The 8,367-nt window shown below is 65.4% G+C and carries 7 protein-coding genes; all 7 read right to left on the bottom strand.

Features of this window, described 5'->3' with window-relative positions:
- Positions 1-315 (bottom strand): GNAT family N-acetyltransferase (locus HX869_RS30655; protein WP_178904137.1); only part of this gene is annotated, 315 nt, incomplete at its 3' end.
- Positions 315-1,754 (bottom strand): MFS transporter, encoded by a 1,440-nt coding sequence (locus tag HX869_RS30650; RefSeq protein WP_178904136.1) that lies wholly within the window; start codon positions 1,752-1,754, stop codon positions 315-317. The genes HX869_RS30650 and HX869_RS30655, both read right to left, overlap by 1 nt.
- Entirely contained in the window at positions 1,751-2,959 is a 1,209-nt protein-coding gene (locus HX869_RS30645; protein WP_008431174.1) for an acyl-CoA dehydrogenase family protein, read from the bottom strand. The genes HX869_RS30650 and HX869_RS30645 overlap by 4 nt, the downstream gene beginning before the upstream one ends.
- A gap of 20 nt (positions 2,960-2,979) precedes the next feature.
- Positions 2,980-4,695: an ABC transporter ATP-binding protein gene (locus HX869_RS30640; protein ID WP_178904135.1), complete on the bottom strand. Its 1,716-nt coding sequence runs from the start codon at positions 4,693-4,695 to the stop codon at positions 2,980-2,982.
- Complete coding sequence (locus tag HX869_RS30635) at positions 4,692-5,555, bottom strand: ABC transporter permease (RefSeq protein WP_003219852.1); 864 nt, start codon at positions 5,553-5,555, stop codon at positions 4,692-4,694. Before HX869_RS30635 ends, HX869_RS30640 begins: the two co-directional genes overlap by 4 nt.
- A complete protein-coding gene (locus tag HX869_RS30630) occupies positions 5,552-6,532 on the bottom strand; it encodes an ABC transporter permease (RefSeq protein ID WP_102370239.1) in 981 nt (326 codons plus the stop codon). The genes HX869_RS30635 and HX869_RS30630 overlap by 4 nt, the downstream gene beginning before the upstream one ends.
- On the bottom strand, positions 6,529-8,190 hold the full coding sequence (locus HX869_RS30625; RefSeq protein WP_178904134.1) for an ABC transporter substrate-binding protein: 1,662 nt from the start codon (positions 8,188-8,190) through the stop codon (positions 6,529-6,531). The genes HX869_RS30630 and HX869_RS30625 overlap by 4 nt, the downstream gene beginning before the upstream one ends.
- Positions 8,191-8,367: the final 177 nt, after the last annotated feature.

Genomic DNA, 8,367 nt, shown 5'->3' with positions numbered 1-8,367 from the left:
GCCCACCCCCGTTCCCCAATGCTCGGCCAGCACATACACCGCCTGCACTTCACCGGTTACGCCTGGATCAGCATCCTCATCACGACTCGAGCTGACAACAATCCAGCCCACCACACGCCCCTCGACCTGCGCGACAAACACAGCTTCGCTCCCCTGCTCAATCGACTGCCGCCAAAAGGCTTCACGCCGAGGCTGTGTCGCCTCCAGCGAAGCCAGGTAATCCGCCGGCATCAGTTCACGATAAGCCTGCTGCCAACTGCGAATATGCACCCAGGCAATATCACCTGCGTCCTCGATACGTGCTGCCCGAATCATCACATTCCCTCTGCGCGTTTTGCATAAATCGCCGAGCCCGCCTGGGGCGACAGCCTGCGATAAACCAGCCCCGACAAGGCACACAGCAATCCGGCACCCGCCATGATCCAGGCGATATCACTCTGCTCGACCGTGGCATGCCCGCGCACGGCCATGATCAAACCGAGCAGCCCCGCCGCGATGCCCACCGATAAACTCAACGTCAACTGAATGGTCATCGCCGACAGGCTGCTGGCGCGGCTGGATTGTTCCGGTGGCACGTCGGCATAGGTCAACGCCCCCAGGGTGCTGAATTGCAGCGAACGAATGATCCCGCTGCCAAATAACACCAGTATTACAATCCAGTAAGGCGTTGATACCTCGAACAGGCTGCACGCCAGGATGGTTGCACCGGTGAGCACCGCATTGCCGATCAAGGTGCGCCGGAAACCGAAGCAGCTGACAATCCGCACTGCCAGCATTTTCATCAGCAACGCACCCACGCCACCGGCCACGCTCAGCAGCCCCGCCTGCAACGGGTTAAGCCCGAAACACAGCTGGAACAGCAACACCAGCAAAAACGGCTGTGACGCGCTGCCGATGCGCATAAGGTTGCCGCCCCAGAAGCTCACCGCGAAGGTCGGGATTTTCAACAATGAAAAATCGATCAACGGGTACGCCGTCCGCCGTGCATGCAGGACATACAGCCAGGCACTCAACAGCCCGCCGCCAATCAGCAGCAACGCCCACTGGCGCGGCAACAGGCCGTGGCCCAGCACCTCGAAACCGAACACCAGTCCGCCCAATGCCACACCGCTGAGCAACAGGCCGGGAACGTCCAATGGCTGGCCGGGTGTCCCGGAATAGTCCGGGATATAGCGCAGCACCAGGATCACCCCAAGCACGCCGATCGGCAGGTTGATCAGGAAGATCCAGTGCCACGACAGCACCGTCACCAACAGCCCGCCCAACGGTGGGCCCAGCAGCGGCCCAACCAGCGCCGCCACCGTCAGGTACGACATGGCACGCAGCAGGTTTTCCCGCGCCGACCAGCGCAGCAGGATCACCTGCCCCACCGGCACCATCATCGCCCCCGAGGCACCCTGGGCCAAACGCGCCAGGGACAGTTGCAACAGCGAGCCCGAGCAGGCACAGGCCACCGACGCGAGGGTGAACAGAACGATGGCGCTGATAAACACCCGACGCGGCCCGAACCGGTCGGCCGCCCAGCCGCTGACCGGCACGAACAGCGCCACCGCCAGCAGGTACAGCGACACCACCAGGTTCATGCGCACGCTGGGCTCGCCGAAATCCTGGGCCATCTGCGGCAGCGCCGTGAGCACCGCCGTGGCGTCGATCAATTCCATGAACAGCGCACAGCCGATGATCATCGGCACCCGGCGCGCGTGCCCGGTGCCCACCTCGCCCAAGGGGTGTGAAAGGTCGAGGGCTTTGTTCAAAACAGCCCCGATGTCGGAGGCGGCGTGCCCTTGAGTTGCCAGGCGCCCACGGCTGCGGCTTTCCAGTGCCGGGGATTGTGGTTGGCCACGGTGCGCGCGTTGCGCCAGTGCCGGTCCAGGTTATGCGCGCGGCCGGTGGTGGAAGCGCCACCCACGTCGAACACCAGCTCGGCGGCCTTGAGCGCCGACTCCGCCGCGATGTATTGCGCCTGGGCCACGTCCACTGCCGCCTGGTCGACGGCCACCGCATCAAGGTCCGCAGCCCAGGCGCGGTCAATGGAGTCCGCCGCGTGCAACACCACCGCTTCGGCGGTAAAAGCCCGGGCTGAAACGTCGCCCACGCTCAGTTCCACGTACGGGTCATCCACCGAGCGCGTGGCGCTGCTGTGCTTGATCGGCCGCGCATGCTCCTTGGCAAAGGTCACCGCATCATTCAGCGCATTACGCGCAATACCGGCCTGCACCGCCGCGAGGAACACTTGCAGGAACGGCGTGACAATCGTGCGCTTGCCTTCCTCGACGGTGCGGGTGCGGATCTCGCTGGCCAACACCTGCACATCATGCAGATGGGTGGTGCCACTGGCGGTCAGGCGCTGACCCATGGCGTCGAAATCATCCAGCAACTCCAGGCCCTGGCGGTCGCGCGGCAGGATGAACGACACGGGCTGGTCATTCTCGTCCAGGGCGACGGCGCTGACCCAATCGGCATACAACGAACCGGTGCTGTAGTACTTGCTGCCGCAAGCGCGAAAGTGCTCGCCGTCACGCACGATGCGCGCACTGATCGAACCGTTGGCACCGCCGACTTCCCAGCCGGCATTGCCGATCACGGCGCCTTGCAGGTAGCGCCCGAACCAACGCTCGCGCTCCTCCTCCGCCCCCTCGGCGCGGGACGCCAGCAGGCCTTCGACAAACCCGAAACCGGGGCGCAGCGCCTGGGCCACGTTGGAGTCGGCCGAGGCGATGCGAATCAGCAAGGCAATCACGTCCTTGACCGAACCACCGGCGCCGCCAAACCGCTTGGGAATCCGCACGGTAAACAACCCGGCCTGGGCGATCTGCGCCACGGCCTCATACGGCAGTTGGCGGTCACGCTCACGTTGCGCAGCGCCGGCGGCAATCTGCGGCAGGATGCGGTCGGCGCGGGCGTTCAGTTCGGCCACCGTTACAACCGGCGGCGTGGGTACAGCAGACAACTTGCTCATGGCACTTCCTTGATTCAGGTCTAGATGGCGATTTTCCACAGGCGCGATTCATCAAACAGCCAGCCGGGGTTTTCCGGCTCCAGGGCCGGCACCACCAACTGCTTGCCGCTGCCTGGCAGGCGTGGCACCGCGCCCAGCAGGCGCCGGGTGTATTCGTGCTGGGGCGATTCAAACAACGTCTCGACGCTGGCGCTTTCCACCACCTGGCCGTGGCGCATCACCAACACTTCGTCGCTGACGTGGCGAATCACCCCCAGGTCGTGGGAGATAAACAGGTAGGCCAGGCCCAGCGAGGCTTGCAGGTCGGCCAGCAGATCCAGGACCTGGGCCTGCACCGACACGTCCAGCGCCGACACCGGCTCGTCGCAGATAATCACTTTGGGGTTGCTGGCAATCGCCCGGGCAATCGCCACGCGCTGGCGCTGCCCGCCCGACAGTTGCAACGGTCGGCGCTCGGCCAATTGCGGCGCCAGGCGTACCTGGTCGAGCAACTGTGTCACGCGGGCCGCCTGTTGCTCGGCGTCGATACCGGCAACGTCCAGCGCATCACTGAGGATCTGCCCCACCGTCCAGCGCGGGTCGAACGAACTCAGCGGGTCCTGATAAATCACGCTGATATCCCGGCGATGCACACGGCGGGTCTTTTCCTCGACCCGCTCGGTACCTGCCGCGGCCCATGGCTGGTCGAGAAAACGCACCTCACCGGCATCCGGTTGCAGCAAGCCGAGGGCGATGCGTGCCACGGTGGTTTTGCCGGAGCCGGATTCACCGACGATGCCCAGGGTGCGACCGGCGCGCAGCTCGAAGCTGACGTTATCCACCACCTGGCGCGACTGTTGATCGGGGCCGACATACCGCTTGCCCAGCCCGGAGGCCTTGAGCAACACCGGCGAATCCGCGCCCGGCCGTGGTTGCGCCACAGCGTTGCTGCGCTCCGGCGACAGGCGTGTGCCACGGGCATGTTCGGCGGGCACCGCATCCAGCAGCGAGCGGGTGTAGGCGTGGCGCGGGTTGAGCAGCACCTGATCCATCGGCCCCTGCTCCACCACTTCGCCGTGGCGCAGCACCAGCACCTCATCCGCCAATTGCGCGACCACTGCCAGGTCATGGCTGATGATCAGCAGCGAATCGCCACGGGCCTTGATCTGCTGCAATACCTGCAGGATCTGCGCTTGCACCGTGGCATCCAGCGCCGTGGTCGGTTCATCGGCAATCACCAGGCCGGGGTTCAATGCCAGTGCGCTGGCAATCAGCGCACGCTGGCGCAGGCCGCCGGAGAGTTGATCGGGGCGCTGGCGCGCACGCAGTTGCGGTTCGGGTACGCCCACCAGTTCCAGCAGTTCAATGACGCGTTCGCCACGGCTGCGACGGTCGCCCCAGCGATGGGTCTCCAGCACTTCGAGAATTTCCTTGCCCACCGGCCGCAACGGGTCGAGGGACACCAGTGCATCCTGCAACACGAAGCCGATGCCATTGCCACGCAAACGACGCCAGCCGCGTTCCGACAGGCTGAGCAAATCCACACCGTCATAGCTCAAGGTGCGCGCCGTAACCTTCGCGCCCGCACCCGCCAGGCCGATCAGGCTGCGGGCGGTGACGCTTTTACCGGAGCCGGATTCGCCCACCAGCGCCAGGGTCTTGCCAGGCTCCAGGGTGAAAGACAGATTGCGCACCACCGACTGCCCGGCAAACTCGATGGACAGCCCTTCAACGATCAAGCGTTTCTGGTCGCTCATGAAAGACGGCCCTCCAGGCGTTGTTGCAGGTAACGGCCAGTGACCGTGGTCGACAGCGTGGTCAATACGATGAACAGCCCGGGGAAGAACGTCAGCCACCAGGCGTTGGCGATGAAGTCGCGGCCCATGGACAACATGGTCCCCCACTCCGGTGCCGGCGGACGGGCGCCCAGGCCGAGAAAACTCAGGGCCGAGGCCCAGACAATCGCCTGGCCCACGCCCATGGTCAGGGTCACGATCAATGGGCGCATGGCGTTCGGCAGCAACTGGCGCAGGATGATGCGCAGCGGCGGATGCCCGAGGGCGCGGGCGGCTTCGATATAGCCCGCGTTGCGCACCGCCAGCACCTGGCCACGGACCATCCGCGCATAACCCGGTGCACTGCCCAGCCCGGTAGCGACGATCAGCGGGCCGATGCCGCTGCCGAAAATCGCCACGAACAACAGCGCCAGGATCAGGCTCGGAAACGCAAACAACACTTCCAGCAACCAACCCACGCCGCGGTCCACCCGCGCGCCGCCCAGCCCGCCCAACAGGCCAAGCACGATGGCGATGGTCATCGCAATCGCCGTGGCTGCCAGGCCGATGAACAACGACTGGCGAGTACCATGGATCACCCGCGAAAAAATATCCCGCCCCGACTGATCGGTGCCGAACCAGTGGGCCAGGCTCGGCGAATGAAACGCATCGCGGGGCACGATGGCCAGCGGGTCGCTGTAGGCGAACAACTGCGGCACCAGCGCCGCGACGATCACCAGCAACAGAAAGGTAATCGCCAACAGCGGGCCGAGGCGCAGCGTGCGAGTGGTGCGCTGAATCCGCAGCGCGGGCAGCGGTGTTTCCAGGGTCAGGCCACTCATGCTGGAAGCTCCTGTTGGCGAGGGTCGACCCACAGGTACAGCAGGTCGACCAGAATATTGGCGAGCACGTAACCGGCGGCGACCACCAGGCTGATGCCGATGGTCAGCGGCAGGTCCTGGGCCTGCACCGCTTGGTACAACTGGCGGCCGAGGCCCTTGCGGGAAAAAATCACTTCGATCACCACGGCGCCGCTGATCAGCGCGCCGATGGCCCAGCCCGACAGCGAGATGCCCGGCAACACGGCGTGGCGCAACGCGTGTTTGAAGCGCACGTTGAAGTCACTCAGGCCACGGGTGCGGGCGGTCAGGATGAAGGGTTGGTCAAGGGTCAAATCCAGGGATTCGCGGGTGACCTGGGCGATAAACCCGGCCAGCGGAATCGCCAGGGCGAACGACGGCAACACCAGGGTGCGCCAGCCATCACTGCCTGCCGGCGGGAACAGCCGCAGGCCGAACGCAAACACCGCCAGCAGCAGAATCCCCAGCCAGAAGTGCGGCAGCGCGGCGGCCAGGGTTTCGGCCAACGAGGCCAGGCTGGCCACCCAGCGGCGGCGCCCGGCGGTCAGCACCGTCAGCGCCAGCACCAGAATCCAGGCCAGGGCGAGCGAGGTCAGGGTCAGCTCCAGGGTCGGCCAGGATTGCTCGGCGAGCACTCGGGTCACCGGCAGGTGCTGGGAATAGGAAACCCCCAGGTCACCCTGCACCAGTCGCCCGAGGTACAACGCGTATTGCACCGCCAATGGTTTGTCGAGGCCGTACTCGCGGGTGGCTTCGGCGATGGTCTCGGGGGTGGGGTTGCCGCTCGGGCCGCCAAGGATCGCCTGCACCGGATCGCCGGGCATCAGGCGCAAGGCAAAGAACGTCAGCGTGGCCACCGCCCAGAGCACCAGCACGCCGCCGGCAAGGCGCCACAGCGCACGTTTGCCGAGCCGGGCCAGGCGCTCGCGCCGTGGGTTGGCAAGTGATGTGTCGCTCATTTGTTCACCCATGCGTCATAGAGATAAGTCACCGCCAGCGACGGCTCCAGCCGCACGCCCTGGGTGGTCTTGTAGATACCCAGCCGCGTGCTTTGCGGGTAGGTGGTCAATTGCAGGTACTGGCTGGAAGCGATTTTCTGCGCCTGGTAATACAGCGCCCGGCGCTGCTCGCTGTCCTGGGTGGTGAGGGCTTGCCGGATCAGCGTGTCGAACGCCGGATCACTGAAGCCTGCGGTGTTCTGGTGGTAACCACCGACACCCGCCGGGCTGATGAACTCACTGCCGAAGATGATCCGCAGCACGTCGGCGGTGTTGGTGTTCCAGTAGCCGAGGCGAATGTCGTAGTCCCAGTCGGCCTGGCGTTTGGTGGCCTGCACGTCACTCATCTGGTCGACGATCAGCTCGAAGCCGACCTGCCGGGTGGTGGCCTGCACCTGTTCCCACAAGGTGTATTCCGACGGTGGCGTGCGGTTGCCCATCACCACATGGACTTGCAGGCGCTTGCCGTCCTTGGTGCGGTAGCCCTCGCTGTCGCGCTGGGTCCAGCCGGACTGGTCGAGTAACTGCGCAGCCCGGGCCGGGTCGTAATCCTGGGCGTGCTGGAACTCCGGGCTGTAGAAGCGCGTGGCTGGGCTCAGCGGCCCGCCGGCGCGGGGGAATTCGTTGAAGTACACGCTCTTCAACGCGCCCTCGATGTCGGAACTGCGTACGAAGGCTTCGCGCACTCGCACGTCATCGAACGGCGCACGGGTAATGTTCAGCGTGCCGTTGGTGGGGTTGCCGGGGCGTTGGGCGATCACCAGGGTCAGGTCCGGGTTGCGTCGAGCGGCCTCGTGGGATTCGGGGGGCAATGCCTCGATCACGTCGACCTCGCCAGCCTGCAACGAGGCGAAGCGCACGGAAGGTTCCTGGATGAACTTCCAGACGATCCGGTCGAGCCAGGCCGGGCCCTGGTGCTTGGCGGTGGGTGGCGCCCAGTTGTAGTCGGGGTTGCGCACCAGCTCGACCTGGCTTTGCCGGTCCCAGCGCACGACCTTGAACGGGCCGCTGCCGACCGGGCTTTCGCAGTTCACATCGCGCGAGCGCAGCAGGGCTGTGGGGGACTCGATGCCGAGGAAGCCTTGGGCGAGGACTTCAAGAAAGGCCGCGTACGGCGTGGCCAGGTGCACCACTGCGGTGTATTCGTCGAGCACGTCGGTGCTGCGGTATTGGCGGATGTAGCCGCCTGCGGTGCTGGATTGGGTCTTGGGGTTGGCCATGTGGTCGAGGTTGGCCTTGACCGCCGCGGCGTTGAACGGGGTGCCGTCGGTGAAGTGCACGTCGTTGCGCAGGTGGAAGGTGTAGGTCAGGCCGTCGGGGGAGACTTCCCAGGTCTGGGCGAGCCAGGGGCCGATGCGGCCGTCGGCGTCCATCGAGACCAGGGAGTCGAGGTACTGCTGGGCGACGAACACCTGGGGCATGTCGCCGGCCACGTGGGGGTCGAGGCAGGTGGGTTCGCGGTCGGTGGCGTAGACCAGGGTGCCGCCCTTTACCGGTTGGTCACTGCGGGTGACGGTTGAGCTGCCTTGGCCACAGCCCAGGAGCAGGCCGCAGAGTGTGGCGGTGCCGATAAGGAGCAACGGGCTGGATCGTCGCGGGTAAGGGGCGGGTTCTTGCATGATGGGTCAGGCCTAAAGTCCGGGAACTGGGTCATTGCACAAGGCATGCCGGGTTTTTGGGCCTGTAAACAGGGGGGATTGGAGGGTTGGGGGATTGCTGAAAACGACAATGTGTGTGGGAAGTGTTGGTCAGGCAACAGCTCGGCCTTGGGGGGGCGTGAGGTTTGAGTACATATC

The organism is Pseudomonas sp. P7779 (assembly GCF_013386315.1).
Lineage (GTDB): Bacteria > Pseudomonadota > Gammaproteobacteria > Pseudomonadales > Pseudomonadaceae > Aquipseudomonas.
The sequence above is the reverse complement of the archived record's forward strand: the minus strand, read 5'-3'. Positions and strand labels throughout refer to the sequence as shown.